General features: G+C 42.4%; 21 protein-coding genes and 1 pseudogene. 10 read left to right on the top strand and 12 right to left on the bottom strand.

What is annotated here, in order from left to right; all coding sequences use genetic code 11:
* Positions 1 to 28 precede the first annotated feature (28 nt).
* Entirely contained in the window at positions 29 to 841 is an 813-nt protein-coding gene (locus AC6CIF_RS14050; protein ID WP_370511457.1) for an alpha/beta hydrolase, read from the bottom strand.
* A gap of 659 nt (positions 842 to 1,500) precedes the next feature.
* Here AC6CIF_RS14050 and AC6CIF_RS14045 point away from each other — a divergent pair.
* Positions 1,501 to 3,810 (top strand): galactose-binding domain-containing protein, encoded by a 2,310-nt coding sequence (locus tag AC6CIF_RS14045; protein ID WP_498200095.1) that lies wholly within the window; start codon positions 1,501 to 1,503, stop codon positions 3,808 to 3,810.
* A gap of 69 nt (positions 3,811 to 3,879) precedes the next feature.
* Here the strand turns inward: AC6CIF_RS14045 and AC6CIF_RS14040 are convergent, their stop codons facing one another.
* Together AC6CIF_RS14040 and AC6CIF_RS14035 are read right to left on the bottom strand one after the other, a co-directional pair.
* Complete coding sequence (locus tag AC6CIF_RS14040) at positions 3,880 to 5,127, bottom strand: MFS transporter (RefSeq protein WP_498200094.1); 1,248 nt, start codon at positions 5,125 to 5,127, stop codon at positions 3,880 to 3,882.
* A 26-nt stretch (positions 5,128 to 5,153) separates the two neighbouring features.
* A complete protein-coding gene (locus AC6CIF_RS14035; RefSeq protein ID WP_498200093.1) occupies positions 5,154 to 6,080 on the bottom strand; it encodes an ADP-ribosylglycohydrolase family protein in 927 nt (308 codons plus the stop codon).
* A 503-nt stretch (positions 6,081 to 6,583) separates the two neighbouring features.
* Between AC6CIF_RS14035 and AC6CIF_RS14030 the strand changes: the two genes are divergently transcribed.
* Both AC6CIF_RS14030 and AC6CIF_RS14025 read left to right on the top strand, forming a co-directional pair.
* Positions 6,584 to 7,252: an HAD family hydrolase gene (locus AC6CIF_RS14030; protein WP_017687123.1), complete on the top strand. Its 669-nt coding sequence runs from the start codon at positions 6,584 to 6,586 to the stop codon at positions 7,250 to 7,252.
* 47 nt (positions 7,253 to 7,299) lie between these two features.
* Positions 7,300 to 8,472, top strand: a complete 1,173-nt coding sequence (locus tag AC6CIF_RS14025; protein ID WP_498200092.1) for a mannitol-1-phosphate 5-dehydrogenase — start codon at positions 7,300 to 7,302, stop codon at positions 8,470 to 8,472.
* Between the two features lie 211 nt (positions 8,473 to 8,683).
* Here AC6CIF_RS14025 and AC6CIF_RS14020 read toward each other — a convergent pair whose 3' ends face one another.
* The 3 genes from AC6CIF_RS14020 to AC6CIF_RS14010 form a co-directional block, all read right to left on the bottom strand.
* Positions 8,684 to 9,574 carry a DUF8580 domain-containing lipoprotein gene (locus AC6CIF_RS14020; RefSeq protein WP_498200091.1) on the bottom strand — a complete coding sequence of 297 codons (891 nt, stop codon included), beginning with the start codon at positions 9,572 to 9,574 and terminating at the stop codon, positions 8,684 to 8,686.
* 138 nt (positions 9,575 to 9,712) lie between these two features.
* Positions 9,713 to 10,366 carry a YkyA family protein gene (locus AC6CIF_RS14015; protein ID WP_498200090.1) on the bottom strand — a complete coding sequence of 218 codons (654 nt, stop codon included), beginning with the start codon at positions 10,364 to 10,366 and terminating at the stop codon, positions 9,713 to 9,715.
* Positions 10,367 to 10,406: 40 nt separating this feature from the next.
* Positions 10,407 to 11,309, bottom strand: a complete 903-nt coding sequence (locus AC6CIF_RS14010; RefSeq protein ID WP_498200089.1) for a polysaccharide deacetylase family protein — start codon at positions 11,307 to 11,309, stop codon at positions 10,407 to 10,409.
* A gap of 228 nt (positions 11,310 to 11,537) precedes the next feature.
* Between AC6CIF_RS14010 and AC6CIF_RS14005 the strand changes: the two genes are divergently transcribed.
* The 5 genes from AC6CIF_RS14005 (at position 11,538) to AC6CIF_RS13985 (ending at position 16,445) form a co-directional block, all read left to right on the top strand.
* Entirely contained in the window at positions 11,538 to 12,482 is a 945-nt protein-coding gene (locus tag AC6CIF_RS14005) for a DMT family transporter (protein WP_498200088.1), read from the top strand.
* Between the two features lie 100 nt (positions 12,483 to 12,582).
* The gene (locus AC6CIF_RS14000; RefSeq protein ID WP_498200087.1) at positions 12,583 to 13,419 is read left to right on the top strand and encodes a sulfurtransferase; all 837 of its coding nucleotides are present in this window, start codon (positions 12,583 to 12,585) and stop codon (positions 13,417 to 13,419) included.
* A 594-nt stretch (positions 13,420 to 14,013) separates the two neighbouring features.
* Positions 14,014 to 14,970, top strand: a complete 957-nt coding sequence (locus AC6CIF_RS13995; RefSeq protein ID WP_406881153.1) for a ribonuclease H1 domain-containing protein — start codon at positions 14,014 to 14,016, stop codon at positions 14,968 to 14,970.
* Positions 14,963 to 16,048 (top strand): type II toxin-antitoxin system RnlA family toxin, encoded by a 1,086-nt coding sequence (locus tag AC6CIF_RS13990; RefSeq protein ID WP_498200086.1) that lies wholly within the window; start codon positions 14,963 to 14,965, stop codon positions 16,046 to 16,048. The genes AC6CIF_RS13995 and AC6CIF_RS13990 overlap by 8 nt, the downstream gene beginning before the upstream one ends.
* A gap of 28 nt (positions 16,049 to 16,076) precedes the next feature.
* A complete protein-coding gene (locus AC6CIF_RS13985) occupies positions 16,077 to 16,445 on the top strand; it encodes a type II toxin-antitoxin system RnlB family antitoxin (RefSeq protein ID WP_406881155.1) in 369 nt (122 codons plus the stop codon).
* Positions 16,446 to 17,389: 944 nt separating this feature from the next.
* Here the strand turns inward: AC6CIF_RS13985 and AC6CIF_RS13980 are convergent.
* Both AC6CIF_RS13980 and AC6CIF_RS13975 read right to left on the bottom strand, forming a co-directional pair.
* A complete protein-coding gene (locus AC6CIF_RS13980) occupies positions 17,390 to 18,034 on the bottom strand; it encodes a hypothetical protein (protein WP_498200085.1) in 645 nt (214 codons plus the stop codon).
* Between the two features lie 89 nt (positions 18,035 to 18,123).
* Positions 18,124 to 20,031 carry an ATP-dependent nuclease gene (locus AC6CIF_RS13975; RefSeq protein ID WP_498200084.1) on the bottom strand — a complete coding sequence of 636 codons (1,908 nt, stop codon included), beginning with the start codon at positions 20,029 to 20,031 and terminating at the stop codon, positions 18,124 to 18,126.
* 102 nt (positions 20,032 to 20,133) lie between these two features.
* On the opposite strand from AC6CIF_RS13975, the pseudogene AC6CIF_RS13970 reads away from it, so the two are divergent.
* Positions 20,134 to 20,364 (top strand): annotated as a pseudogene (locus AC6CIF_RS13970) (sulfurtransferase); the annotation flags it as partial.
* A gap of 132 nt (positions 20,365 to 20,496) precedes the next feature.
* Here the strand turns inward: AC6CIF_RS13970 and AC6CIF_RS13965 are convergent.
* Positions 20,497 to 22,056: an acetamidase/formamidase family protein gene (locus tag AC6CIF_RS13965; protein ID WP_498200083.1), complete on the bottom strand. Its 1,560-nt coding sequence runs from the start codon at positions 22,054 to 22,056 to the stop codon at positions 20,497 to 20,499.
* Between the two features lie 556 nt (positions 22,057 to 22,612).
* Positions 22,613 to 23,257 carry a CPBP family intramembrane glutamic endopeptidase gene (locus AC6CIF_RS13960; protein WP_498200140.1) on the bottom strand — a complete coding sequence of 215 codons (645 nt, stop codon included), beginning with the start codon at positions 23,255 to 23,257 and terminating at the stop codon, positions 22,613 to 22,615.
* A 394-nt stretch (positions 23,258 to 23,651) separates the two neighbouring features.
* On the opposite strand from AC6CIF_RS13960, the gene AC6CIF_RS13955 reads away from it, so the two are divergent.
* Complete coding sequence (locus AC6CIF_RS13955; protein WP_498200082.1) at positions 23,652 to 24,233, top strand: TetR/AcrR family transcriptional regulator; 582 nt, start codon at positions 23,652 to 23,654, stop codon at positions 24,231 to 24,233.
* 361 nt (positions 24,234 to 24,594) lie between these two features.
* Here AC6CIF_RS13955 and AC6CIF_RS13950 read toward each other — a convergent pair whose 3' ends face one another.
* Positions 24,595 to 24,786 (bottom strand): imm11 family protein, encoded by a 192-nt coding sequence (locus AC6CIF_RS13950; protein WP_498200081.1) that lies wholly within the window; start codon positions 24,784 to 24,786, stop codon positions 24,595 to 24,597.
* 87 nt (positions 24,787 to 24,873) lie between these two features.
* Positions 24,874 to 25,701 (bottom strand): helix-turn-helix transcriptional regulator, encoded by an 828-nt coding sequence (locus tag AC6CIF_RS13945; protein WP_498200080.1) that lies wholly within the window; start codon positions 25,699 to 25,701, stop codon positions 24,874 to 24,876.
* Positions 25,702 to 25,739: the final 38 nt, after the last annotated feature.

Raw genomic sequence — 25,739 nt, 5'->3', positions numbered from 1 at the left:
TTGCTTCAAGAAGCTAATTCAAATTAAATTATTTGAAGATTCGTTGTGAGAACTGATACAGGCCGCTGTTCCAGACAGATGGTTCGTGTCCACCTACATCCAGATAAAAGGTATGCGGAATATTCATGCTGCTCAAGCCGTTTTTGAAGTTCTGGCTGACCCATAACAGACCGTCACTTGATCCACAGGAGATCCACAACAATTTGAGTTGGCTAGCGACTTGTCCCGGGTTGGAAACCAACTGCGATACAGATTGCGTATTCGGTGCAGCCGAGAAGGCCCCTACCCAAGCGAAGGTATTCAGATTTTTCAATCCGAAGTTAAGCGACTGCCCACCACCCATGGACAGACCGGCCAACGCACGGCTATTCTTGTCTTTGTATACCGGATAGTTGGCCTCGATATGAGGAATCAGATCCTTGAGCAGGTCTTGCTCAAACCGTTCAAACGCAGCCACTTTGTCCGGAGCAAAAATGTCACCGACTGGACGGTCGTCCTTCATGGCACGGCCATTCGGCATGACAACGATCATCTGGGACAGTTTACCTTCCGAATACAGGTTGTCCAGAATGTTCTTTGGTTTCATTGCATTAACCCACTCATGCTCATCCCCGCCGATGCCGTGCAGGAGATACAGGACGTTATACTTTTTATTCGGAGAATATCCTGGCGGTGTATACACCGTCGCTTTCCGTGTATTGCCTACCGTTGTGGAGTAATAGGATATCAGATTGGTATTTCCGTGCGGAATATTGTTTCGATAGCCATCAAAACCCGGTGGTGCCGGCACCACCGGAGTATTAGCCAGCGCATTGTTTGCGTCATTGCCGGATACATTCATAGATTCATACGCTGTGTTCTGAGCACCAACCTCGCTGGAATCCGTAGCAAAAGCCATTGTTGGGGCAATCATGGCAACGATCATCGAAAGACTTAAAAGGATTGTAATACGTTTTTTCATCTCAATTTCTCCTCTCAATTTTGTCAAACTTAAGTATGCGTTTCTCGAAGTTTCACTGGATTACGCTTGATGCTGAAGTTCAACTTTTTTCTAACGCGGTGAAGCAAGCTTCCTCTCAACTCAAAATTGAAAGCCCTTACAATAAAAAGGTTAGATCACCTCCCTTCCCTTCAGAAAAACACTGAAACCTGTAGATTTCACTCTGTTTTTCCGACATAGAATTACTTATATAGTATATTTAAACTTATTTATCCATTTTTTGCAACAATATTTTCATTTCTAGCGATTCAATTCAATGATCTTATAGCATCAGAGTTTTTCTTCTTTCTTCTCTATTCTCGAATCATAATTAAAAATTGTAAAATACTGTTGTTAAATTGAATATTTTACCTTATTATAGCTTCCATAGGGGGGGTGTCTATGAACAATTTCAATAGATTCATAATATTTTTCTTCTGAGATAGCTTTCGCAAAAGTTTCAACGTCTCGGCCGCCAATATCTTTTGCAAACTACTTTATTTTCTGGGAGGAAAATGATGATGTTCAATGTACGCTTTTCGATCAAAAAAGCATGGGCTTCATTTCTGGTTATTACATTATTGCTGCCTTTACTTGTCGGGATATGGCCATCCAATGTCTATGCTGCATCTAACAATGAAGGAAAAATATCCATAACTGCAGATGATGAATTCACACTTTTTATAAACGGCAGACAGACGGGAAAAGGCACTGACTGGGCCAAAGCCTATACGTTCCCTGTCCCGATTCAATCTGGCATCAATGTGATTGCAGTTCAAGCGAAGGATATAGGCCTCTATGCGGGACTGCTGGCAGACCTCAGCTACGGAGATGAGAATCTGGTTACGGATTTCAACTGGAAAGTATCTGAACGATATATCGAAGGTTGGGAGCAGCCCAAATTCGATGATTCGTCATGGTCACGTGCTACTGATTTCGGACGGTATGGCAGTGATCCTTGGAAACAGATTAGTGGCATGCCTGAGGAAACCAGTGCACGCTGGATCTGGGCAGGCAAGACCAATGTGGATGCTCCAGTTTCAGAAGCATATTTTCGAATCTCATTTAACGTTTCCGAAGATGGACTGGCTATTAGCAATCCCATTTCTTCTTCAGGTCAATTCGAGCAAGTCGATTATCAGTTAAAACCGACCCAACCCATGCCTGCTTCCATGGTGAAGAGACTTCCCGTGGTAAATGCCGTCTTTGAAACGGTGGAAGAGAAAGGTTCTATAGAACTTAGCACCCAAGAGGCTGCCCAAATCGGTAATAACCTAGCTCCTGGTCAGATCTTTCTCGATCAGTCCTCTGCCCGGGCTATCAAAGTTACAAGCGTCAATAGAAGCTCTGGTGGTATGCAGGTAGATTACACCACTCCGGGTGTGGAGGAATTGTTCGATTACTATGATATTCCCGAGCAGGAGGTCTCGTTCGAAGAGCGTAACATCGTCATGCCTGATCCTGAGATGGTATTGGATAGCAAGGAATGGCTTGTTCAGGAACCCCCTTCCTTGTTAGAGACCGATATAACTGACGATGCTGAGATGCGTCAGTTCAACATAGACAACACGATTCAAAATGATTTGGATGCAAATATGGACATGGTTGCGGATGCAGAAACAATGGATATCGCTTCCACGGATATCGCACCTATGGACATGAATGATGTGATTCGTGCTGCTGGAGCAGGTGATTTTGCCAATTGCAAAAAATCCGGCAATGAGTTTGTCTGTGATTTCAAGAAGGTACTTGTAAATCAACAAAATGCAAACGGTAACAAAGTGTTCGTTGAAGCGGGTGGCAAGCTCACCTTGATTGCACCCAAAGTTACGGGGAAATACGGATTTTGGGGAAAATACGATCTGAAATTTACTGCTGGTGAGAAAGCCAACATCTATATCAAAGGTGATGCTAAGTTCAAAAAAGAGGTCAAAGTTCCAATCATGGGCTTCAACATTGGTGCCGGCAATCTCGGAGCCGTATCAGTCGGCGTTTTTCTGGTCATTGGTATTGACGGCAACGTCACCTTTGAATTTCAGGTCGATCAGGGATACACGGTTACCGCGGGAGTCAAAGGGAAAACACGTGTCTTTATTCCCGTGAAGATCCAGCCTTACAGCAGTGTGAACAGATATCTTACGGTTACTCATAAAATTGAGGGACAGATCACAGCTTGGGCAGGAGCCAAAGCGGAAGTCGGTCTGAAAATTGCAGGCAAAAAAATACTTGAGGTAAGTGTTTTTGCCGGCATTGAAGGCACAGGGAAATGGACAAGCAGCAATAATGTGCCCAGTACCATGTCTCTAAAGATTGATGCTCTCGTCAAAGGAGAAGGAGCTGTATTTAATAAGTCCTTCAAACTCTTCGAGCTGCGCTGGAATTTGGTGAATCTGGTGAAAACCCCTACCAATCCGGGAACCGGACAGAACCTGGCACGAAATGCTGCCATAACGGTAACTTCAACCTATCCCGGGTATTCAGCAGCCCGAATCAATGACGGAGATCGTAACACGGCCTTGGGGGAAAGTTATAGTTGGGCCAATAACCGTAATTCCTCACTTCCCCAATATGTCGTCATTGATTTGCCGGCATCGAGTTCAATCCAGCGAATTGATCTGTATACCACCCAGGGATACCCGCTTGCCAATTATGATCTGCAATACTGGAGTGGCTCAAATTGGGTGAATCTTGTACAGATTACAGGCAATCAAGAGTTAACGCGTTCACACACATTTTCAGCAGTCAGTACTTCCAAGATCCGTGTCGTAGCGAGTAAAGGTCCTTCCCATCAGCCAACCTATGTGCGAATCAATGAGCTTGAAATTTATTAAAGCAAGCGAAAAACAGCCTCAGATTCCTTGTGACATACAGGAAACTGAGGCTGTTTTTTTATCAGTCTTTTATTGTACCGATACCGGCTCCACAACGTTCGGAATCTCCGGCAGACGCTGTTTACGATCCATTACCAAACTTACGAATAACCCCACTAACCCCAATGCGGCAATAACTGCGGCATACAAAGGCACTGAGATAAGTCCCGTATGCGTTATTGCATACCCACCCATATAGGCACCAGCGGCATTTCCCAGGTTAAATGCCGAATGACTTGAGGTTGTCGCAAGTAGCGGTGCTTCACGAGTCATATTCATAATCCGAATCTGAAGTCCCGGCATAATACCAAAAGCGGCAACCCCCCAGAAAAATATCGTGATCACTGCCAGATACGGATTCTCCAACGTCAGCGTGAGCACTGCCAGAAGAACAGCAAGGATACCAAAGTTGACGATTAACGAAGGCATCAGCTTCCAGTCTGCCAGTCGGCCGCCAACCAAATTGCCCAAGGTTACACCGAAGCCAAACAACACCAGAATCCAGGTCACACTTTGCTCCGCAAAGCCGCTAATATCCACAAACATCGGCGTAATATAGGTGAAGACTGTGAACAAACTTCCGCACCCCAACGCCCCAATAAGCAGAACCAGCAACACTTGGGGACGAACCAGATTCCGGAATTGCTGTCCCAGGTTCGCTGGTGCTCCTTGCGGGAGGACGGGAATGAAACGAATGATACCAATCAACGAAACGATGCCCAAGATCGTAATCGCCCCGAAGGATGATCTCCACCCAAGCTGTTGCCCGATAAACGTACCAAATGGAACGCCAATGATGTTGGCAATCGTAAGCCCTGCGAGAACAACCGATACCGCTCCTGCCCTTCTCTCGGGTGCAACAAGCCGCGTCGCCATGATTGAACCTACACCCAGGAAGGTGCCATGAGCAAATGCCGTTAAGATCCGTGCTGAGATTAACAACCCATAGGTGGGAGCAATGACAGACAATGCGTTCCCGATAATGAAAATGCACATCAGCAGCACCAGCAGTTTTTTCTGCGGAATTTTGTGTGTAAATACGGTCAAAATCGGCGCACCTACCGCTACACCAAGCGCATATCCCGTAATGAGTTGTCCAGCCTGCGGAATACTTACATTCAGGTCTGTTGCCACATTAGGCAGCAAGCCCATAATAATAAACTCAGTCATACCAATCGCAAAAGCCCCTATCGTCAGGCATAACAGGGACAATGGAAATGCCCCTCGTTTACCTGACTGTGAAACCTGTTGTTGTACTGTGTGTCCAGTCGTGCTCATAGATGTTCTCTTCTCCTGTCTCTTAATCAACGATTTTCTGTCGCCTTCAACCACAAGGCATCTGTTAGTTGTTCGAACGTTTCACGCATAGCCAGCTTGTCCCGCCAGTGTGCCGGAATACCACTCAATCCATAATAAGCACCTGCGATCTGCCCATACACAGCACCTGTAGTGTCCGCATCATCACCCAGATTAACAGCTAACAATGCCCCTTCTTCAAAGCTTGACGACTTATGGAACGCCCATAGTGCTGCCTCAACTGACCGCACCACATAACCACTGCCCTTAATTTCCGGCGGTTCTTTGCTCTGATAGGAACCCATAACAACCTCTTCAAGAGCAGGCGAAAAAGTAGGTTCTTCCCTCCACTGTCTGCATGTCTCCGGCATCAGCATGACGCTCTTGTCCGCTCCGCGCAGACCGGCAACAATTATGGCGGCTAGCACTTCACACGCTTCCACGCTTTCCGTTGCAGCATGTGTTGTCCGGGAGCTCAGCCCGGCATAGCGGACCGCCTCGTTGGGTTGATTAGCATAAGCCATCGTGACAGGTGCAAGCCTCATAATAGAGCCATTGCCCGCCGTCATCGGGTCCGTTGATCCGCTGTAAGCTTCTCCAGTTATCTCAAACCTCTCCAAGGCATTTCGTGTGGCCCCGCCGATATCAAAGCAATCGCCTGTACTGCTCATATACCCGACCTTGTACCAATTGGTGTATCTACGCATCTGATCCGCAGGATCAAAGTTTTCATTGCGTACCAGACTTTCTGCCAGACACAGAGCCATGGATGTATCATCTGTCCACTGCCCTGCCTCCAGCCCGAATACACCGCCACCCACGATATCCGTTACGGGTTCAAATGTGCCCGGGCTGCTGAATTCCACGGTGGTTCCTAACGCATCACCCGCTGCAAGCCCGATGAAGCAGCCATTGAAACGGTCCTTTTGCAGCATACTTGTCTTCCTCCCTTACTCCATATACTTTCAGAATCTTTCTTCCATTCTCCCACAGGGCCTGATCTGGCGTAAAGCTAATAAAATCCAATAAATTAAGCTCCATTTCTTCTATTATAAAAGTGTCGAAAGCTGTAGAACGACTAGAATAGCAAATTTTCATAAAAAAAGTTTTATTTTTATGAGCCGTAAAAACAGTTTATTCAGTACACCGCTTACATGCAAAAGGGTTAACGGTTTGCAACGTTCATTATTTTCTGAAAACAAATCATACATGTGAAAATTTTCAATGTAAACAATCATGACGCGCTTGACCCCTAGGTTTGTCCTATGTTACGGTTTTATTAGCTTCAAACGCATATTTTTTCCCAAATTAATATTCATCTTCGGTTTATTGCGTCAACTAATATCCCGCAGGTTAATGAATAAAGGGAATGAATTTGCAGAAAATTTTCATTTTTATTTTATCCCCAAACTAATTCTGAAACAGGAGGAACAAATTTATGATTAAGGCACTGGTGTTTGATTTCGACGGAACGATTATTGATACAGAGACAGCATGGTATATTGCTTTTCGTGATGCTTACAAGGAACACGGCGTGGATCTAACCCTGGAGATGTATTCACAATGCATCGGTACCAGTCTGAAAACATTTAATCCGTATGAGTACCTCATCACAGATTTGAATCTTCCGATCGATCGGGAAGCGTTCAGGGAATCCGTTCAGTTGCAGCACGCTGCATTGATGAACAAAGAGGTGGTTCGTCCGGGCATTCAGAACTATCTTGATGAAGCGCGTAAAGCTGGGCTAAAACTCGCTGTAGCCTCCAGCTCCAAACGGGAGTGGGTTGAACAGCATCTGGAACAACTGAAACTGAAAGATTATTTTGAAGTTATCCGTACGGCAGATGATGTTGCAAATGTGAAGCCTGATCCAGAACTCTACAATCAAGCGCTTGAAGCCCTTGGAGTAACTGCAGACGAAGCCGTAGCGATTGAGGATTCACCTAACGGCGCGCGTGCAGCTGCTGCGGCTGGTATGCACTGCGTAGTCATCTCGAATACCATCACAGGAACACTGGAATTCGATATGCCTCACCAACGGCTGTCTTGCTTGACTGACCTTACATTTAACGATTTGATTTCGAAGCCACTCGTCACTACCGTCTAAGGTCTGCACGAATTTCGCGATTTAATCCTTAAAGGGGGAGTTCATACATGAAAGCTGTACATTTTGGTGCGGGCAATATAGGCCGCGGTTTTATCGGTCATATGTTGTCCGCTTCCAACTACGAAGTCTGCTTTGTCGCACGTAACCCGAAGAAAATCTCCATGCTTCAAGAGAGACAGGAATATCCGATTACACTTGCCAATAGCGATCGGGACACTACGATTGTCAACAACGTGACGGCGATCAATGTGAATGAGCAGAATCTGGTTGCTGAAGAGATTGCTTCAGCCGATGTGATCACAACCGCGGTGGGTGTATCTGCACTCGGAGATATCGCCGAACCTATCGCCAAAGGCATTCAACTTCGCATGAAAAACAATAATCAGGCTCCGCTGCATATTATCGCTTGCGAAAATGCCATCGGTGGTAGCACCAGGCTGAAGAAACGCATCTATCCTTTTCTGGATGAACAAACTCGCAAAAAAGCCGAACGTTATGTTTCTTTCCCCAATGCAGCTGTGGACCGGATTGTTCCGGCTCAAAACCACAAAGACCCGCTGCAGGTCACTGTTGAACCTTTTTACGAATGGGTCGTTCATCGTCCAGCACTTCTGGATGGATTCAAGAAAATAGATGGCGTCCACTATGTGGATTCGCTTGAACCTTATATTGAGCGTAAAATGTTTACGGTAAATACAGGTCACTGTGTCGCCGCATACTTCGGCTATCTCGAAGGATTCAAGACCATTCGACAGGTCATGAGTAACTCTACCCTTCGGGCCAAGGTCCGCCATGTTATGGAAGAGACGGGTCAGATGCTCATCCAAAAGCATGGATTCAACGCACAGAAGCATAACAAATATATCGACACCATACTGGAACGCTTCGCCAATCCCAACCTGACGGATCAGGTCACCCGGGTTGGACGTTCCCCCCTTCGCAAGCTTTCGCCTCATGATCGGCTTGTTCGCCCAGCGCTGCAGGCCAGCGAATTCGGAATTGAAATTCCTCATTTAACTTCTGCTATGGCGGCCGCAATGCTGTTTAATGACAAACACGACGAGGAAGCCATGAAGCTACAACACATGATTCGCGAAGATGGCGTCTCCGCCTTTATCCGTGAACGCATGGGAATCCCCGACGAACATCCCGTTCATCAGAATGTAATCGCCCGTTATCAAGATCTCAGAGGGCGCAAGGAATCGACTATACTAACCTGAGTAACGGATCAGGGCATGGGTTCGATCCTGCAAACTGAATAGAAGACGGCCAAGAAGCCGGGAGGAACCTATGCAGCCGCATCGCTCCTTCCGGCTATTTGTCTATGCACGGCACGGTACATTCTATCTATATTGTAGTAACGTTAATAAAACAGCGTATCTCCTCTCTCAAGGAAACACGCTGTTTAGGGAATCTTTTTAATTTAATTTTCTACTCATTCATAATGGAATTGAGGGATGCATATGCCATGGGCAGGAAACCTTCCGAAGGTTCACCAATCGGTGCTTGGATGTGGAAAATGAAACCATTGCCGTCCAGTTCTTTCACAATAAAGTACTCTGTTTTCTTATCATTCTGGGACATCATGTACAATCTTGCATCCTTCATCGGCCCGTTACTAAGTTGTTCAGCTGTTAATTGCTTCACTTCTCCGGTCTCGGATAACTCTTCCTTGGCATCCATCTTCAACATATCCAGGTTAAAATCCGCAGGCAGCTTCTCAATCTCTACCTCATAATCCGGATCAATCTTCATTGTTAATTCATGGTCTTCCGCATCAAAAGCCATCGGTTCAAACACATAAAGTGAATAACCTTTTGCTTGTGCCAGTGTCACTGGGCGTTTTTCGGTCACTCCTTCTACCGTCACTTCCAGCTCTGATGTCTTCGGACGATCGGACGTTACTGTACCGCCTGCATTGGAAGCGTTATTGTCATCACTCGATTCAATCTTTGCAATCTCTGTAAGTACCAACTGTTTCGTTGTTGCATCAATCGTTTTCTCTACATATTTGAAACGAACGGAATCTTCGTCATCGATATCATCCAGAGACTTCTGCAGATCTTCGCTCACCTGGAATGACATCGGCTTCTCATTCACTCGAATCTCAACGGTATGCGGATCAGCCCATCCGGTGAGAATACCTTCAGCTTCTATTGCAGCACTTTCATTCGGTTGTTGCTCCGGTGCTGGTGACTGTTCTTCCGTATTATTCTCTGGTGGCTGTGCAGCAGGATTACTGTTCCCACAGGCCACAAGCGAGAATCCCATAAGTAAAACCAGGAGTGATGCACTGACTTTCATTGTATTTCCTTTTCGCATATGAACACCTCCGTTAGCTTATACGCAATGATGCTTGTCCATGTTGCTTCTCATCCATTGGCTTGGCTGTATACTAGTACTTACACGGGAGACAGGCAGCTCAATCATGCAAAATGTCTGAACAGGTGCTGAGTTTCTCTAGCTGGCCTGATCCATCTGTACCAGTTTGGCATTGGCTCCGTTAAATGCTTTGGTCTGGAGGTTAAATTGCTTTCGGAATTCAGCAAGCTTCGCATATTCGCTATTCCGTACCCGAATGGCTCGCTTAATCTTTACAAGATTAGGTTCTGCGCTTTCTCTCATCAGATCATACAACTGCTCATCGGCACTCAGACTCAATTGATACGAAGTAACAAAATTTTCCAACGCACGTGCTCTTGCTTCATATTGATCCAGCACTTTTTCAGCCTGTGCCAACGTTTCTTCTTTTTCAAATGATAGTTCCTTAAGGGAGCTGCGCAGGGCCACCGTCTTCTCGTGGGTCTGTTTCATCGCCTCTTCCGCTTGTTTTAACAACGTTCTTCGTTCATGAATATGACCTGCTGCCTGATCCAGCAGTGCTTCGAGATCACTGTTTTTGTTCTTGCCTTTGTCCAAAATAGACTTGTATAACTTCATATCTTCCTGCTCATGACTGGTCAGCGTCTTCAAACTCTGATCGATCTCCTGACCACTGAGCACCAATTGGTTTACCTGATTTGCCGCAGGCTCCTGCGGATCTCCACAACCACTCACCAGCAGAATTAGCAATACACTAGCTGCCGCAAGCGCCACTTTTTTACTCGTTAGCACCCAAGTCCTTCCTCTCTTGCATCATCATCTTGTTGTTATATTACAAACGGCTATCCCCGCTAAAATTGGCTACCCAGTGTGCATCCGGATCGTATACTTCGAACTCGTAACCCCGATCCTCGAGTAGCTTCAGAATACGCGGTAAAGCCTGAACGGTCTGCTCCCGCTCGTGCATCAGAATCACTTCCTTATCCCGATGTACACTTTTGCTCACGCGGGCCACAATCTTGTCAGGCTGACCGGGAAGATTCCAATCGAGTGAATCTGTCGTCCAGTCCCACATTTTGAACCCGGCAGCAGCAATGTCACCTCTGAACTTTTCACCGATCTGTGGACTACTGCCATAAGGTGCACGAATAAGATGCGGCGTAAAACCAATCAGGTCTTGCACCATCTTCTGCTCTTTCTTGAACTCTTTCACAAAGTTTGCAGAGCTACCGCTCTTATACAGCTTTTTATAGTTATGCGTCATGCTGTGGAGTCCAGGGTAACTTCCTTCCTTCAACAGCCGTTTCACAGCTTCTGGATGCTGATTCAACTGACGTCCGATCATAAAAAAGGTAGCCTTCGCCTCATGCTGCTTCAAAATATCCAGCAGTTGTTCCGTATATTCAGTTGGGCCATCATCAAACGTTATGTATGCCAATTTGCGGACCTGACCCTGGAACCGTGCCGGCTCCTCCTTCGCATCCGGAGTAACTTGTATCATGCCAAGCTTGGCGGGCTGTTCTATTACAGTAATCGGAGGCGGCGCCACAACGCTTTTGATCCAATGCGTCATGCCAAGGAATACATATGTAATACCGGTAACGAATAGTACCAGGAGCATTAGAGCTATGCTTACCCTTCCATACCGGATTTTTCTTCGTTTATGTGTTTTCGTGCGACTTGTGCTAGGCGGAATACTGCCACGTTCTCCCGCTCTCTCTTGTTGAACTCTCACTGTCATGCCACTTCCTTACTTTCATTTTTTCCCGATTATTGGTATATTATCTCGTTTCATGTCTCTATATAGAAGATTAATAGAAAAATGGATCGGGAGAATGACAGAATAGTTACAAGCCCGGTTACAATCTACTTATCTCTTCGTTCTCTTTATCTTTCCTGCGGTTACCTTCTCCTGTATAATGAAGTGATTTACGCCATCAGACTTCAAGAAGGAGCTACACCCATGACAAGCTTGAACCGTGCCGGCAGATCCATCTATCTGTTATTCTTTGTCGGCATTATCGCCATTTCTTTTTCTTCGATCTTTGTACGCTGGTCTACCGCAGATGTTGCGGTCATTGCCATGTATCGACTATTTCTGACCAATCTGCTAATGCTGCCTTTTGTCTGGAAATACAGACACGAGATGACGCGTCTACGCATACGGCAGTGGGGCTTGCTGCTTGCATCCGGTGTGATGCTGGCCCTTCATTTCCTGCTCTGGATGGGTTCGCTACGGCTCACCAGTGTTGCCAGTTCCACAGTTATTCTCGCGCTGGAGCCTATACTGATTCTTGCCGGTTCGGTATGGCTGTTCAAAGCCAAAATTAACCGCATGATGATCATCGGCATGGGCATCGCCCTGCTTGGATCAATCGTCATTGGCGCAGGAGATTTCCAGTTGGCAGGTACTGCTCTGCAAGGTGATATCCTGTCTTTACTTGGCACAATTGCAGTTGCTGTCCATATGCTGCTGGGTCAATTTTTGCGAGCGGGACTTAGTGCATTTTCGTATAACTTCTGGGTGTTCTTCGTGGCTGCCTGCACGCTGGCGGTATATAATCTGATCATGGGCCATCCGTTCGGAGGTTACGCTGCGTCAGAGTGGGGAATCTTCCTGCTACTCGCCATTGTGCCAACGATCTTTGGACATTATCTCTTCAACTGGCTGCTTCAATATATGAATGCTACGACAGTATCCATGGGGGTACTTGGAGAACCCGTATTCTCTTCATTACTGGCCTGGATGCTGCTCGGCGAATCGCTCAGTGCATTACAGATGTCTGCCGGGGTCGTCATTATTTTCGGGGTATGGATCTTCATTCGATATGGCAAAACCAAACCTCAACCCATTCCTGCTGATGCTCCGATCGCTGGCAAAGGGCCTGTTGAACCTACAGTGGTGTAACTTGCGTTTGTATTAGGATTTTTGTAAAAAAACAACTGGGACCTGCACCACGCAGATTCCAGTTGAATTCATCCCACTACATATAAGGCGGTGTATTCTCATGAAAAACATTGTATCCATGCGCTGGCTGCTCGCCAGAATGTATGAACCGGATGTGGTCATTGCCGATTGCCGATTCTTGCTCGGTCAACCGGAGGCTGGACGACAAGCTTATGAAGCTGGACATATTCCAGGAGCTGTCTATCTCGATTTGGAAAAAGATCTGTCTTCTCCGGTGTCTGCACACGGAGGACGTCACCCGCTCCCTGACCCGGCTGTTCTCGCAAGCCGTCTATCCAAAGCGGGCATTGGCTCAAATAGTCGAATTGTTGCCTATGATGATCAAGGCGGCATGAATGCCTCACGATTGTGGTGGTTGCTTCGCTACATCGGTCATGATCAGGTGTATATCATGGACGAAGGTTTCTCCGCTTGGCAAAATGCCAAGTTCCCGGTGACTCAGGATGTATCCGTGCAGATCCCGTCTTCCTTTGAGGTGAACGTACAGCCGCAGATGCTGGCAAGTGTTGAGGATGCTCAGCAGGCTTCGGCAAGCGGCAGCGCTGTGTTGATCGATTCTCGCGATGCCCGCCGTTATGCGGGGTTGGAGGAACCGATCGATGCCAAGGCTGGGCATATTCCGGGTGCGTTGAATTATTTTTGGAAAGACGTGTTGGATTGGGATGGACGTTGGACAGGTACTGAGGTATTAGAAGAGCGTTTCAGTAAGCTGGACAAGGATGGTGCAATTATCGTGTACTGCGGTTCTGGTGTCTCCGCCTGCCCGAACGTGATTGCACTGGAAGAAGCGGGATATTCGAATGTGAAGTTGTATTCCGGAAGCTGGAGCGATTGGATCAGTTATGAGGAGAATTCAGTGGCTACCGGGGAAGAGTAGGTTCGGAGGACAAATCTACAGTATCTCAAAGACAAATACACCGCCATGCAGGCTGATGCCTGAAGCGGTGTATTTGTTTATCAAAGTCAACAAGAAATCAACATTGATTCACAGAAAGTATTTTGCTGTCACAGCAGGACTAGTGTTTTCAATGGGAGAATGAACTCTAAAATTACCCTAAGCTCTATTCAGAAAGAAGCTAGAGTTCCGTTCATTTCACTCTAGTTTTCAAGATCAACAAAGCCATTTAGCTGGTTAGCTTATTCAACGGACAGTCAACAAAATTGATACCACAAAAAATGCTGATATCAATATAACTTAAAACAAAGTCGAAAATTCTAACGAACTAACGTTCGCTCTTTTCTCTTGTATTATTTTGGAGGTTATTGTAAGATATGATTTAAATGAAGTTTCCTAAAATCCATTTTTTATTTGTGTTATCTTTAATACTATATCAACAATATTCTCTCTTCATAGCTTTTTTTTCTTTAGCTTATAATGTAATAATTAGGGAGAACACTTCTTAATAGAGAAATAATCCATCAAAAATAGCAAATATTTATTTCACGAAAATACGAAAGCGAAGGTGACTCCATGGAGAAATTTTATGCTGTAAAAAAGGGGAGGAAGGTAGGTGTATTTAGGACATGGGCCGAATGTAAGAAACAAGTTGATGGGTTTCCTGGAGCTACATACAAATCATTTACAAGTTACGAAGAAGCTAAATCCTTTGCATTTAACAATGTAGATAGTCCAAAAAAATTAAAGACTCCTTCAGAACCTAAAGCAGAAATTATTGCTTATATTGATGGTAGCTATAACGATAAACAAAAATATTATAGCTATGCTAGTATAATCTTCCACAAAAACCAAAAGCTAAAGTTTGCAGGGGCAGAAAACGACAAAGAAATTCTAGACCAAAGAAATGTGGCTGGTGAAATTAAGGCAGCTATTCAAGTGATCGAGTATGCATTGGATAAGAAGGCTAAATCAATTGAAATATTCTATGACTATGCTGGAATAGAAAAATGGGCTAAAAATGAGTGGAAAGCTAATAATCCCTTCACACAAAATTATGTAGCTTTCATAAAAAAAGTAAGTCCACAAATAGAGATATTTTTTTCAAAAGTGAAGTCCCACTCCGGTGATAAGTACAATGATGAGGTTGACTTGCTGGCCAAAGCAGCTTTACAGAATCTAAATAATAAAATAGAAGAAATTGATGAGCTAGACACAGAGAATACTTATACTAAACTTTTAGACCAATCTACGAAATACTTAGACTATGAGACTGAATTTAAATTATTAAAATCAACCAAAAAAAATATTAGTTTAGGTTTAATAATGGGAAATGAAATATTTTCTTCTGAACATTTATTTGAAGTATTTAAGACAAAGTGGAGAAATCAAAATAGAAAACTAAATGAATACTTAGAAATTAAAGCAGCCTTCGATACCGAAAAACAAATTGTTATATTAAGAATTTTAAATAACAAACAAGAATGGGAATTGATTGAATTAGATAAAGGGGACATGGAACTAAATGGCTAAGAAAAAAGGTTATTATCTTAATAGGGTTGGTCTAGAAGTAATAATAAATAATTTCTGTGCCATTAAGAGTTCAGAATGCTTGAATTCCACCAACCAACAAACTAGATATTCTTTGGAGAAAAACGGGAGTGAATTCTACATAGATGTATTTTTCAGAATAGATAATACAATTACTGTTACACCGTTACCTAAAGGAAATTCACCTGAGCTTGCTACAGAATTACATGGTTTAATTAGAGACGGTGTGGAATATAAGAACGTTGTAAGTGGTACTTTTTCCACTTTACTGCCTTCCGATAAGTTTACAGAATTAACTGATTATATGGAGAGTTTACCGGGCTTAAAATACACTAAAGAGGATAAAGGACAGAATGGACTTATACTAAAATATAGTACTGATTTCGGGGACTCAGTTACTTTAACTTATTATAATTCTACTCAAAAGTTGTTTTATCAAGGTTTGCTAATGAATTTATATGTTGTTATCAAAACCTTTCTAGCTACGTATACAGGTAATGTAATATCCACAAAAATATCAGATTCTGGTAATGAATCATCCGATGACAAGGTCACAAAACATATTAATGAAAATCTTCCAAGAGGATTTAGTCTTTTAGATCCTTTGATGGCCAATTTTATAACTGATAGTTTCACTTTAGTAGTAGCGTCTCCAACTCTACGAGACTATGCAGCTTGGGCAATGCCGACAATAAGGGTTCTTGAACATCGTATAAAACAATTGTGCTTAGATAATAATGTATATTTATCTGACAAACAAGGATTCAAATATTATGTTAATCCAGGTGTAAGCAACGAGACTGATTATGTTTTTAATTCCAATCACAGAAACACCTTTATAAATACGAACTTGCAAAGTAATTTCGACAGTGATACCATTGATATTTTAGTAAGATGTTATCAATACTTAAAGGCTAATCGCCATGAGATGTTCCATACAACTCAAATTGTAGAAGGTACCAAGCTCGTTTCCACACCTGAGGAAGCATATGCTATTATCTCTGGTTCATGTAAATTAATTGAGGAATCTTTAGTGTTGCAATTAGGATCTACTGCATAAAATATTTTTAACTTGGAGGTGCTGGCGAGTGAAGAACTATGAACTAATTGCTTTTCAGAGTGATCAGCGTAAGTTAGTTTTATCCACCTCTTACGCCAGCCCTCTGAGTAGTGTCTTGTTTATTTCGAGTGAATTAGCCAAGGAGAACTACCATGGTGAAGTATTATTCGACCTACTTTTGAGTAACGGTTTCAATCCTAATCGTTTTTTGTCAATGCAGTTTGATGGTAATAAATTATTACCACAAACAACAAAAACAATTAAAGAAGTTCCTATAAATTTGCTATCGGAGATATACAACTTTTATTTTGAACATGTTGAGTACGTTGAACAAAGTAATTTGCCTGATACGCAAAAGTATTTGTTAAAGAACAACAAAATAAGTAATTCTATATAGAAGATTAAAATACTTGACTCCGTGTTGATTGCGCGGGGTTTTTGTATTTTCATTAAAACATGAAGAAGAAATTTGTGACAATCACTTTCCATAATACAGGATTAATCTATATAACTTACTCTTACAGACACCCATGTATAGCAAAAGCCCCCCACATCTCTGTAGGGGCCTCTTCTAAATGCTTATTTGGTTACCCGAATGTCGATCACCTTACCGTCTTCTGTGTACATTAGGGTCGTTCAGATTCCGTCATATGAAGGCAAAAGTTAAAGCCCCGCAGACGGATACCTATTCGATCACTTATGGTTTGACATATATAGCTGCGTCGCACTTAATGTAAGTGTACTTAGGCACGTTTCGTTGTATAGTCTTTCAACATTCATGATTCCTTGAGGTGTATTAACATCATCCTTATCATACAGTCTGTCCCACTCTTTTTCATATTGAAGCTTTTCATTACATTTAGGACATAACCCCTTGTCATCCTTATTAAGCATTACTAATGTTTCCAATCAACTCTCTCCCTATATAAAATGATATACACGGATGTATATAAAGAGAAACATTACTCAATCCTGTGCGGGGCTGATCCAGTTGTCAATAAAACAAAGTTTTCTAGATGCCTGCCAAAACAACGATTCATTAAAGTGTGCTATGCTCATTAGTATCTATAGAAACGAAATTCTCCAAGAGCCACCATTCATCTTTGAATGCGTGGCTCTTGGAGATGTACAAACACTTTTATTGATGTTAAACAACGGTCTGAATCAAAATTTGTGCGACTTTGAAGGGATCAGTCTGCTACACCTTTGTTGGCAACTTGGTAAGAGTGATGAAGTAGCTGTACTTGTTGACTATGGTGCAATTGGATATATACATTTATTATAATTTAGTCCATTAAATTACAAAATAGATCATAAATACTTTCTTAAAAGTCCGATTTATCAACTTAACTTTACTTTTCTATAAAAACTCTCCTTACGAATTCGTTGCATTTCAATCATTTTATCAGAAACGCGCCATGCATTATTTTCGTTTAGGGATGCTATACAAATATTAAGGTTATCTTCTCTCATTGCAACATCTCTATTAAAATTCACATACAACGGCCTACCTTTTTGGAAATTGTCATCTTCTAGTTTTACTGCCCCATCTTCGCAGCTTTGTTGAACTTCACATACGATAACTTTCTTAATTGCAATCCCCACTATTACAAACAATCTCTCGGGCTTTAAATTATAATCGCCGTAAGGCGTATCCATAAGCCATATTTGACCAATCTTTGGTGACGGTTTCAAATCAGGCGTCAAGTCAATGCCAAATTTAGAAATATCAATCCAAATAGATCTTAGAACTTGTGCGTAACGTACCGGGTGCATTTTTTTCAAATGTAGATATAGATTCAACAATGAAGGAAACTCTCTAAGCTCGTCATTTATAGGACGAGAAGTTCCAAATCCTAACGCAATCTTTATTTCATTTTTAAAAAGGATATTTTCCGAGACAACCTCCAAAACTTTCCTTCTTTCATTTTTCAAAGGTGGAGTTTCATAATCCGACTTTTCTGTAAAATAAAAATTTTGCCACATGCAATCTCCCTCTATTCATAATTTCATTTAGTAAAATTAAACTGCTTTAGACCATAATTCATACTTTTATTTATTCCTTAAATTGAAGGTTACTCATCCAAAGTCGTCGCCACTTGATCAAGAATATCTGAAACATCGTCTTTAGGCATGAGACTAAACGATTCTTTAAATACATGTTCCACAATTAATCTCCACTCTCTAGAGATTGAGTCCCATTGATCCTTCCAATTTTCAGTAATAAACTTATAAGCAGTATATGGTTTTTCGCTTGCTGGTGCCGTGTACCCCAGTACATCTTCTATACAATTGTTCAGCATCATTCTGGCTTCATCATCGCCTACAGCAATCCGAATAGGTTCATTGTATTGTTCGGCTCTTGCAACTCCTCCATCCTTATCATGTATAACAATTGGGCTCAGACCCATGGCTCTCAAATATTTAACTAGTGAAATTATAACTGCCTTACCTCTAGCTTTAACTATTTGCCAGTTACATTCAATGTCCTTTCTTACCAGGTCAGGCATTCTTTTTATCGTTTCTCTTAAAACGATATCTTCCGTATCTCCCTCTATGATTAAAATATTTTTAGAAAAGAACACTCTAGAAATATGATCGTCTATTTTCAAGATCATTTTAACGTAAGTTTTGTCTACTTCATGAAGATTGATGAACTCCTTACTAGTGTTAAATGAGTTACAATTCACTTTTTCTACCTCAAACTCCGTTCCACTTAATTCTATATTGACCTTTTTAAGAGATAAACAATTCAAAATTTGTAAAGGTTTTTTACTTAAATCAATCATATATGGCGAATGAGTGGTACAGACAATTTGATTGCTTGAAGAGCTCCCTAATTCGTAAATTGTATCTCTCATTTGTTGTGCCGCATTAGGGTGTAAATAGATTTCCGGTTCTTCAAATCCAATCAAAAGAGGTCTTATCTGTCCAACTTCTTTTCTATTTTCTCTAATATTTCTGTATCTCAGTAAAGCAAAAACTGCAGAACGTATTATCCCTGTGCCCTGTAACCCAACTGATGTAGTTATGTTACTAAACATTGATATTTTAAACTGCGGTTTGATAACCTTATCAGCATCAGTTAAACTAGTAACAGCTTTCAGCCCAGTATTTGGAAAAACATCACTTACAGTCTTATTTAACTCTACCATCATTTGTCCAAATTCACTTTCTTGATCATCTGGGTTTAGCTCAGCAGCTAACAAATCCAAGTATTGTTGAGCCTGCTTGTAGTTATCTGAAGATTCTCTGACATCGTTAAATAATTGAGTTAAAGTAGAAATAAGCGTTCCAGAGGTTCCTGATAACTCATCTGCTTTATCCTGAGCAGGTATTAAAAGAAATTTTGGTAACTTCGTAAGAACATTAGCAGGAATTCCTCCCGGATTCTTAAACCATTCTTCGTCTGATTCATTATAATCGTACAGATCCTCCAACTCTTTGATTAGAGATTGTTCTTTAGCTGTTAATTTTTTTGCTGGAGCAGTAGTTGGGAGCAAACTTTCTAATAAAGAACTTTCCAATCCAGCATTGATATATTCTTGAACTGAAATACATCCTTCGAATTCCGGTTTCAAGCTTTTTAATTGTTCTCGCATTTCCACAATATAATCAGTATTTGGTTTAAACGTCTTTCTATAAACAATTCTCAATTTAGTTTCGCCATTCTCATCTAGATAGTTCAATACTCGTCCTTTAAACCCCACCCAGCTCTTAGCTTCTTGCGGAATATCGCGAAACTCCCCTGTAAGAACAATTTCATCAGATATTTGAAAATTAGAGCCAGTCTCAACATCGCGATACGAAAAAAAGTCTTCTTCAGGCAACTTTCTTGTATCGTTCAAAAGAATATTTAACGCCGCTAATACAGAACTCTTCCCAATATTGTTCTCCCCAATTAAAAAAGTAGCATCAGAAAAGTTCACTTCAGAATCAAGGTGTCTTCTAAACCCTTTTATTTTTAAACTATGTATTTTCAATTCATTCACTCCCACTTTACCAATTAGTATAAAATACCTAAATTATGTATTCGACAAATACCTATATATTCCTTCTATGAGATTATTTAATTAAAAAAACAAGGTCTTTTGTCTTACTTCTTTAAGCTGGAGGAAAGGTTCGTGAAGCTGGACAAAGATGGTGCAATTATCGTGTACTGCGGTTCTGGTGTCTCAGCTTGCCCGAACGTGATTGCGTTGGAAGAAGCGGGATATACAAATGTGAAATCGTATTCCGGAAGCTGGAGCGACTGGATCAGTTATGAGGAGAATCCGGTGGCTACCGGTAATGCGGAAGCTGACAAAAACGTATAGCCGTGTATCGATGTTGAATACATCGCCAGGTGGCATATCTGCCCCGGCGATGTATTTTTCTATGTTTGCATTCATGATAACAGGAAAAACCGTGATGGACACCCTCCCACCACGGTTGAATAATGAAATCGATTATTTCTTTTTACTTAAAGATACATTTGCTGTCAACGTCTTGTCGATCGTCGTCCAGTTTACATAAGCACCCAGTATTTCATTAATAACAGCAACCGGAACTACAGTTTCGCCATTTAAAAGCTTAGGTACTTTACGATTGAACACCAGTTTATCGTTAATTGAATACACATCTGAACCAATTTGAGCACTTATATTTTTCGTGCCTAATTTGATTTGCGTGGTACGCGTCTTATGATCCCATTCTACTGCGCCGCCCAATAGCTCCGAAATGGTTCGAATCGGTACGTAGAACTCATCGTTATGAACGACCGGTTTGATTGTCGTACCACTTACATTCATGGCAACGTCAACATACTCAAGGAAATCGGTCTTTCGAATGAGTCCATGAACCCCTTTCGTTCGGTCCACGACCTGAGATACTTCATAATCCGTTGCTGCCGATAGGTACGCATAAGCTACACTTCTATCCATATCAAGCTTATCGGATAAGAATTGAATCGATTCACGTACTGATTCTTTCATTGCTTCATCCAAATCAGGGTCCAAGCCAATGGGAATCCAATAATCCTCTGTTTCAGCAAAGGGTTGCGTGAATTCTCCGCTGTGTGGCAGTGATGGATCACCTTTCTTTAACACCGTTAACCGAACTGTGCCCCTTAAGGAAGCTTCCAATGCAGTTAACGCCACTTCTCCATCTCCTTGCGCAAAGTGCGGATCACCAGTATAGAATAGACCGCCTTTAACTTGAATCGGATAATAAATAGTTGCACCAACACCCAACTCATTAATATCCATATTGCCTCCCGTTTCAATCGGCGGGATCGAACTCACAACCTCGCTGGTATTTGGTGCAACCCCCATAACACCTAGAAACGGGTTAATGGGAAAACGTACATTTTTGCCGGCTTTTGTTGGTAATACCCCATACCAATTGCCGTTGATTTCTTCTATAGGTGTAAATATAGATACATTATTATATAATTCCGGTTTTGTTGCGCTAGCTCCCTCTTGTAGGCCTGTATTTTCTGGAAATTCGTTAGGGAGGGCCCCTTTCCCATGACGGTTAGAAATGACACCATAGGGAACTCGCGTTTGCAACGAAAGGACTTCTACTTTAAGCACATCTCCCGGCTCTGCTCCCTCAACCGCTACTGGCCCAGTGATAATATGAGGTCCGTCTTTTACAAAATCATGCTTAATCTCAGAAGCTGTAATTGCCTTCGCATCATCCAACACGCCATCGGATGAGATACCAAATTTGCCGAAGTACTCCACTGGATTTCTCCCTTGATCCTCCATCAGTCCCTCATGCGATACCGTGTCAAATGTTACAGCACTTCCTGATGGTACAGTAAGAATCGGAGAGCTGTCTCGATTGGGCAGTGATCCCCAGCGAATGTTCTCAATCGCAGATGTTACATAATAATCACCTTCTACCTTATCCAGGGTTGTTGGTTGCAGCGGCATACTAAAGCCCACTGTAGGTATAACAAATGCAAACATACTCAGAATCCCTACTGAAACTCCCAATCTCCTAATCGTTCGATTAATAAACATCTCGCTCCCCCTCTACGATATGTAACGCTATGTTATATTATCTAACACAAATAAACGATAACATATAAATGTATTTACAACAATATTTTCTTGTTAACAAAAATAACGACGAAAGCTAGATCTCAAGAGAAAAGTTATAAAAACAAAAATATATGTCAGTATACCTGACATATAAAACGTAAATACATGTCCTAAACTTGAGGAACATTCTTCAGAGACCTGAACACATAAAATGAAGTAAGTTGAGCGACTAGATCAGTTAAGAGGGAATGCGGTGGTTGGCCGTATTTTGTTTTCTGTTGAAATCCTTCAAAATCCTGAGCGGCGACTGCTTCGCTTCTGGTTTTATTCCGAAGATGTTCCTGAGGACTGAAGAGAGGGATACAGTGACCGTTTTGTCGATCTTACGGTGACAATTGACGCCGAATCACTGATTATTCAACATAAGGCGGGACCAAGCCGTTAAAACCAAAAGCCTCCGCTGGAGGAGGCTTTTGGTACTGCTGATCACTAACAATCGTAGTTCACTTTATTTCAGGGGAACCTTTATTTCCCGCTAATGAAACAAAATCTGCAAAAGAAACTGAGGAGAAGCATTCATGAGTCCATGAATCAGGATAATCACCCATATTTTACAATAGCGGGCCCATAAATAACCAAGAAACAGACCCGTAACCCCATGATTTGCAATCACTGTTGCCACATCCATATCCCACTGACCACTTCCTTGAATGGCGACATGCCAGATGGACCATAGTATTGAAACCAGTAATATGGCGGGCCATCTTCCAAGCAGCGTCTCCAATCGAGTCTGCAACCATACCCGATAAAAAACTTCCTCCAATACACTATTGATCATGAAACCAACCAACACCAAAAGAAGTAATTCTGTCGTATCGGTTGCAGTGATCGCTCCTTCTGGTTGTGCAGCTGGGGAATAGAACTTTAGATAACACCACACCACAACAACGATTAGTGGGGCGATTACGTGTCTGCGAGTGCGAGGCTTTGCAGAGATCATGTTTTGCTGCCCGCCAGTCATTTTTCGATAAATCAGCAATAAAATCAACGGGATCAACAATAATGTCGTCAACTTTAATGCCATATAATATAGCTCGAAATGTAATCCTTGCGGGTCTATCGTTATCATGGAAACCGTAAATAAAATACCTGACAGCAATAATGCAATCGATTGAACCACCAAGTGCTGTTTCTCCATTTGTTGGAAAGACGAGGGATATTGACTTTTATAAGGAATCATACGAATTAGAAAAATGCCAAGAAATGCCGGCAACATACTATGCCATATTGGGATTACTTCCTCAAGATCAGCCGTGTACCTTATATTCAAGTTTCCGGTCCACACTAACCACAATACGGCAGCAAATATAATTATCATGCATACTAGGCCGATTGCCTTTCCCCTTCCTGGAAACATTACTTTGGATTGCTGATTCATTCCAATTCCCCTCCTTTGAGTGCTATGTCGCCTTTGTCTCTTTTTTTAATTCAGTTGAGTTAAATAAACTCTAACACATCCCATCTTGAGCGTCTATTTATTTCAGTTGAGTTAAATAATATGATATTCTGTGTGTATGCCAAAAATTGTGGACCATGAGAAGATGAAAAATATTATCGCTGAAGCTACCTGGAAAATCATTAGTGAGAAAGGCATTCATCATGCAACGTCAAGAACAATTGCAAAGGAAGCCGGATTATCACAAGGCGCTTTAAGACATTATTTTTCCAAACAAGAGAGACTGCTAGCATTTGCAATGGAGTTAGTTAAAGAAAAGGTACTTACTCGGCTAAAGAATCTGAATGCAAAAGAACTGGCGCCTCAAGAAAGAATTGTTGAATACTTGCTTGAGCTAGTGCCTACGGATGAACAAACATTATTGGAAATGGAGGTTTGGTTTGCATTTGTAAGCTATGGAAAAACGCAAAAAGGGTTTGTTGATGCCAACTATGAGGACCTGCAAAACGCAATCAGGAACTGCATTACGTACTTGAAAAATGAAGGTCTTCTGCGCACTACCGATGAAGAGAAGGAACAGGAAAAACTGTATGCCTTTATGAATGGGATGGCTCTCAATTTGTATCTCGAGCCGGATAAAATAAATCGAACACGAAGCAAAGAAATGATACAAGACTACATCCATTGGATTATCCGTTGAAGAAAAGCATGACACATAGATCGGGGAGTTAAGTTAGCTTGCCAAAGCCCAGCAGAATCCAATCTGCAGCAGGAGCGGCTGAATAAGTTATGAGGAGAATCCGGGGGCTACCGGGGAAAAATAAAGATTAAGAACCCGCGTCTAACGCGGGTTTCTTTGTGCTTTCTATGCATTCATATCCATGCATTTCAGGAGCTTACCTCTCCGACTTCTGTAACGTTTAGATTCAGTTTATGCTTTCGGCATACTTCGTAAAAATCTTTTGAAACAATGGGTTTGAAGATATGGATATAATCCAGCATAAAAAATTCATGCTCACCAATTCGCTCTTCATGAAGGCAGATTCGAGATACAACTTTGACTATCTTATACGTGGAGGCTGTTGCACAGATGCAGCAATGACCGCTTTGCGCCCATATTCCGAATGTTCATAATCGAAAACATCCAGACGATCAAGCTGATGTGCAGTCCAATAGGTTTCTTCCACCATACGACCGTCGTGGTAACATACCGTTGTCGGAATAAACTGTGCGTTTGTATTGGCTTCCTCCAACAGCCGGATATTGAGATTCCAGAAAATAATAGTTCAAAGAACGATGTCTCCATTCCGAATGAAGTCTTTTCAAATTTTTACGCTTGTCTACTCGTTCGTAAAGTAATGCTGTAAACGGGATTTTGTTGCTGGATGAGGCATATAAATCATGATTCGCTGATCTGGTTCATTGGGAAATTGAAGGGTGATATGCTCAAATTCAACAACGCCAAAAGTGGGATGAAGAAGCCTCTTGTAGCCGTCAAGGGAGCTTGGCACTTCATGATACTGCCACATCCTTGTAAAATCAGCACTTGTCCTCTTCAGATCTTCGATTAACTTGTCGAACGAATCATCGTTCAGATAGCGTGCTCTTGACGTTCTAAACTCGGCAATCATTCTCTGTGAGACACTCTCCCAATCCTCCGATCCCTCTTTCCACACAGGATCCGTAAATTGCCGCCACATCAGATTATAATCATGCGGAGGTGATACCATATTAATCTTAAAAACAGCATCTGCCGCTTTATTCCAGGCGAGAAAATCCCACTTTTTCCCGATGACATAGGCCGGATTAGGATTCAATTCATTCAGCATGTCCTGAATGGACGAGCTGATGCTCTCTTCAATAATAGTCGATTGAGGAGGCAGTGATTCTCCAGCAAGCAGAAAGAGATGTCTTCGCTCATTGGGCGTCAGCTTGAGTGCCGAAACCAAGCTTTCCAGTACACCTACCGACGGACGGATATCACGACCTTGCTCAAGGCGTGTATACCATGAGAGTCCTATGTTGGCGATCCCAGCGACTTCTTCTCGCCGCAAGCCTCGTGTGCGACGACGATTGCCAGGCAAAAGGCCGACATCAAGGGGAGAAAGAGAGGCGCGTAAATCTCTTAAGAAATTACCTAGTGCTAAACGGCGCTCACTGTCGTTCAAGTAAAACCTCCTCCTTATCCTATCACTCGCAAACCCAC

It is taken from the genome of Paenibacillus sp. GQ49, assembly GCF_059759055.1.
The sequence above is the reverse complement of the archived record's forward strand: the minus strand, read 5'-3'. Positions and strand labels throughout refer to the sequence as shown.

Excerpts from the sequence above, each read along its gene's own strand:
- AC6CIF_RS14050 (WP_370511457.1), bottom strand. The coding sequence starts at position 841 with ATGAATGTATCCGGCAATGACGCAAACAATGCGCTGGCTAATACTCCG.
- AC6CIF_RS14045 (WP_498200095.1), top strand. The coding sequence starts at position 1,501 with ATGTTCAATGTACGCTTTTCGATCAAAAAAGCATGGGCTTCATTTCTG.
- AC6CIF_RS14040 (WP_498200094.1), bottom strand. The coding sequence starts at position 5,127 with ATGAGCACGACTGGACACACAGTACAACAACAGGTTTCACAGTCAGGT.
- AC6CIF_RS14035 (WP_498200093.1), bottom strand. The coding sequence starts at position 6,080 with ATGCTGCAAAAGGACCGTTTCAATGGCTGCTTCATCGGGCTTGCAGCG.
- AC6CIF_RS14030 (WP_017687123.1), top strand. The coding sequence starts at position 6,584 with ATGATTAAGGCACTGGTGTTTGATTTCGACGGAACGATTATTGATACA.
- AC6CIF_RS14025 (WP_498200092.1), top strand. The coding sequence starts at position 7,300 with ATGAAAGCTGTACATTTTGGTGCGGGCAATATAGGCCGCGGTTTTATC.
- AC6CIF_RS14020 (WP_498200091.1), bottom strand. The coding sequence starts at position 9,574 with ATGCGAAAAGGAAATACAATGAAAGTCAGTGCATCACTCCTGGTTTTA.
- AC6CIF_RS14005 (WP_498200088.1), top strand. The coding sequence starts at position 11,538 with ATGACAAGCTTGAACCGTGCCGGCAGATCCATCTATCTGTTATTCTTT.
- AC6CIF_RS14000 (WP_498200087.1), top strand. The coding sequence starts at position 12,583 with ATGAAAAACATTGTATCCATGCGCTGGCTGCTCGCCAGAATGTATGAA.
- AC6CIF_RS13995 (WP_406881153.1), top strand. The coding sequence starts at position 14,014 with ATGGAGAAATTTTATGCTGTAAAAAAGGGGAGGAAGGTAGGTGTATTT.
- AC6CIF_RS13990 (WP_498200086.1), top strand. The coding sequence starts at position 14,963 with ATGGCTAAGAAAAAAGGTTATTATCTTAATAGGGTTGGTCTAGAAGTA.
- AC6CIF_RS13980 (WP_498200085.1), bottom strand. The coding sequence starts at position 18,034 with ATGTGGCAAAATTTTTATTTTACAGAAAAGTCGGATTATGAAACTCCA.
- AC6CIF_RS13965 (WP_498200083.1), bottom strand. The coding sequence starts at position 22,056 with ATGTTTATTAATCGAACGATTAGGAGATTGGGAGTTTCAGTAGGGATT.
- AC6CIF_RS13955 (WP_498200082.1), top strand. The coding sequence starts at position 23,652 with ATGCCAAAAATTGTGGACCATGAGAAGATGAAAAATATTATCGCTGAA.